This is a genomic window from Acidobacteriota bacterium, assembly GCA_016208495.1.
Taxonomy (GTDB): Bacteria; Acidobacteriota; Blastocatellia; order Chloracidobacteriales; family Chloracidobacteriaceae; genus JACQXX01.
Genome location: JACQXX010000126.1, coordinates 1 through 2,890 on the forward strand (window position 1 = coordinate 1; position 2,890 = coordinate 2,890).

4 protein-coding genes are annotated in these 2,890 nt (G+C 48.8%); 2 read left to right on the forward strand and 2 right to left on the reverse strand.

Translation table 11 applies throughout. The annotated features are described in order from the left end of the window. The first annotated feature begins 169 nt into the window (after positions 1 to 169). Positions 170 to 706, forward strand: a complete 537-nt coding sequence (locus HY774_25785; GenBank protein MBI4751911.1) for a hypothetical protein — start codon at positions 170 to 172, stop codon at positions 704 to 706. 26 nt (positions 707 to 732) lie between these two features. Here HY774_25785 and HY774_25790 read toward each other — a convergent pair whose 3' ends face one another. Then, positions 733 to 1,479, reverse strand: coding sequence for a Uma2 family endonuclease (locus HY774_25790; GenBank protein MBI4751912.1), 747 nt, complete (start codon positions 1,477 to 1,479; stop codon positions 733 to 735). Between the two features lie 14 nt (positions 1,480 to 1,493). After that, positions 1,494 to 1,907 (reverse strand): helix-turn-helix transcriptional regulator, encoded by a 414-nt coding sequence (locus HY774_25795; GenBank protein ID MBI4751913.1) that lies wholly within the window; start codon positions 1,905 to 1,907, stop codon positions 1,494 to 1,496. A gap of 151 nt (positions 1,908 to 2,058) precedes the next feature. On the opposite strand from HY774_25795, the gene HY774_25800 reads away from it, so the two are divergent. After that, positions 2,059 to 2,832 (forward strand): hypothetical protein, encoded by a 774-nt coding sequence (locus HY774_25800; protein ID MBI4751914.1) that lies wholly within the window; start codon positions 2,059 to 2,061, stop codon positions 2,830 to 2,832. The last annotated feature ends 58 nt before the right edge of the window (positions 2,833 to 2,890 follow it).

The following is a 2,890-nucleotide window of genomic DNA, read 5'->3' on the forward strand; positions in this document are numbered from 1 at the left end:
CCTCAACACTCAATTGAAACTCTCTGGCCTGCTGTTTCCAACTCAACCGCAGGTTCACTTGTGGTCTGTCGGCTGGAGGTGACAAACCAGCCTGACCGACAAAGATCGGGTCTACCTGGCCTGCTCGCCGGGAATTCCTGCCAAATTACACAGACAGGAATGAATTTTTATGGCTGAACAAAAGTGGTTGAACAACACCTCTGTAAAACTCTGCTTGTTTGTGATTGCTGGAGCGTTAACCTTCTGTTTGGTACCAATAACTCAAAAACTGCACAGTCTATACTCTCAATGTAATTTGAATGACTTACAAATTCAAAGAGCATTGAAACGACTCCAGGTTGATCAAATGAATTATTTGAATGGAAAAGGAAATGGGAAATTTTCTTCTCAGTTTATGGACTTGGTCCCCCCATCTCCTTCAGAAGATCATTTTTACTTTTCAAGGGTTTACACAACTATGAGTAAATCTCATTTCTGCGGTTATATACTTGGGCCAATGAAGCTAACTGAAAAAACTGATTCACAGCCTGCTACCTTTTCGGTAATTGCCTATCCTGCAAAACCAAGAGGGTTTTTAGGCACAAAATTTTTCCAGAGTGGTAGTGATTGTTATTATATTGACCAAACAGGAGTACTTCGTCACTCAGGATCGCCAACACTTCTTCCAGATGCAAATAGCCCACCAGTTGAATATCCAGATTTGTAAACTGTTTTCAATAGCCGATTTAAGCGTCAAAGCAGCTCTGGATCAATCCCCAATTCCTTGAGCTTGGCTGCTAGTTTTTCAGCTTTTTCAAGTGCAGCCTCTTTTTCTTGTCGTTCCAGGTCAGCGCGTTCCTTGCCGGTTTGGATCAGCTTGCCTTCCGCATCCGTCCACCGCAGCCAGGTATCCTGGCGGCCTTCATATTCTCCTTCCCACAGCGTCAATCCCAACTCCACCCCGGCCAGTTTCCAATCCTGCCGCTGGATGTATCTTCCCGCCTGTAACTCATACACCCGCAACACTTCATCACTGATTTGCTGCTTCGGGTCAAAGATGGCGTAGTAGTCCACTTTCATCCACGCATACTTGACCAGTTTGTCCCCACCTTCATTCCCCACCGTATTCGACACGATTTCAATCACCACTTCCGGCGGTTTCCCAAATTCCCAGATGAAATAGGACCGATGTTCCTTCTCCCACCATTCCGGGTCAATTTCCACATCCAGGCTCAGCATCATATCCGGCACGACGGGTGGTCTTTTGGTCATGTAAAACAGACCGACGTTGGCCGCCGCTAAAAACTTCCGCTCCGGGTTGGTTTCTTTCCACGAACTGTAAAGCGGTTCGACCAGCAGCCGCTGGTTCTTCTCTGATGGCAGGTTGTCCACTGGGGTATCGTCCTCCGTGATGATGTGACTGATGTCGGGTTGACACTCAATGGGCAGTTCCAGCCTGGCTTCAGGTGTTTCCGGCAGGGTCAGGGGATGTGCGGACATAGGTGTTCCTTCCTTTAATGGGCAATTGGCTGGGTTTCTCTGGCCACCATATCAAATACTTTTTTCTTGGTCAGCAAGGCGTCCAAAATATTCAGCAATGAATCCCGTTCACGTGGTTCCAAGGTGTTAATCAGTCGCACCCGTTCCGCCACGGCCTGGTCTTCCGCCTGGAGCGGTGCCATTTGTTCTTCCTGGTCGTTGAGCAGGTAATCCGCCGACACTTCAAATTCCTGAGTCAGTTTTTTAAGTAACTCAATCGACGGTTGAAAACGCCCGCCTTCCAGACGACAAACATGATTGGTATGCACGCCTAACCGTTTCGCCAGTTCAGCCTGCGCCCAGCCACGTAGTTTTCGGTGATGCTTGATTTTTTCTGGGAGCGTCATGGAATCACTCTGTTTGGTAATTTCATAAAGTCCTTGAATCATAAGCATTTACCATGAAAAACGCAAGATTTTAAGATATGAGTGAAGAATTTTCTTGACTGATTATGATGTATTTGGTAGATCATATCACGCAATTTGTCAATATTAAATCACTCTATACATCATAAAGCAATCAGCAGGGAGGGTTTGAAAGATGCCACACTTTAGTGAAAGCGAAATAGAAGAGGTAAAGCGGTTAAACCGGTTGGAGGACCTGGTCCGCGCTTCGGGGTGTGAGTTGAAGAAGCACGGAGTGAACAAGCTGGTGACGCTGTGCATGTTCCACAAAGAAAACACGCCATCGCTGGTAATCGACCGGGTGCGGAACACGTTCAAGTGCTTCGGGTGTGGGAAGGGAGGGGATGTGATTGCGTGGGTGATGGAGACGGAGGGGCGGGACTTTGTCGCAGCCGTGGAGAAGTTAGGGGGTAGGGGACAGGGGATAGGGGATAGGGAACAAGGCCGAAACCAGGCTGAAAAGCAGTTCAGGCTGGTCAGGCGGGGACTCCTGCCCAAAGACGCAACTGAAGAATTTCTTCAGTCTCCAGGCTCAATTCTGAAGTTCTTCAAGTTGGGGTATGCCAATCGGACGCTGGGACTGAAAGTGGAAAAAGGCGACCGGGTCGGCGGGGCGGAGGTGAGACGCAAACTCCAGGAAATCGGCGTGTTGCGCTCCAGCGGCCACGAACACCTGGCCGGAAGCCTGGTCGTGCCGATTTTGGATGACGAAGGGCGGGTGGTGCAGCTCGACGGGCGGAAGATAGTGGACAAGATGCGGCAGGGAACGCCAAAGCATCTGTATCTGGCCAGCCAGCTCAAGGGAATTTTTAATGCCGAAGGGTTCAGGGTTCAGGGTTCAGGGTTCAGGGTTCAGGGTTCAGGGTTCAGGGTTCAGGGTTCAGGGTTCAGGGTTGTTGAGTATCATTAAATCGTATACAGGAAAGTATCATAAATTGTATACACCGTTATATATCAAGGAAATGACC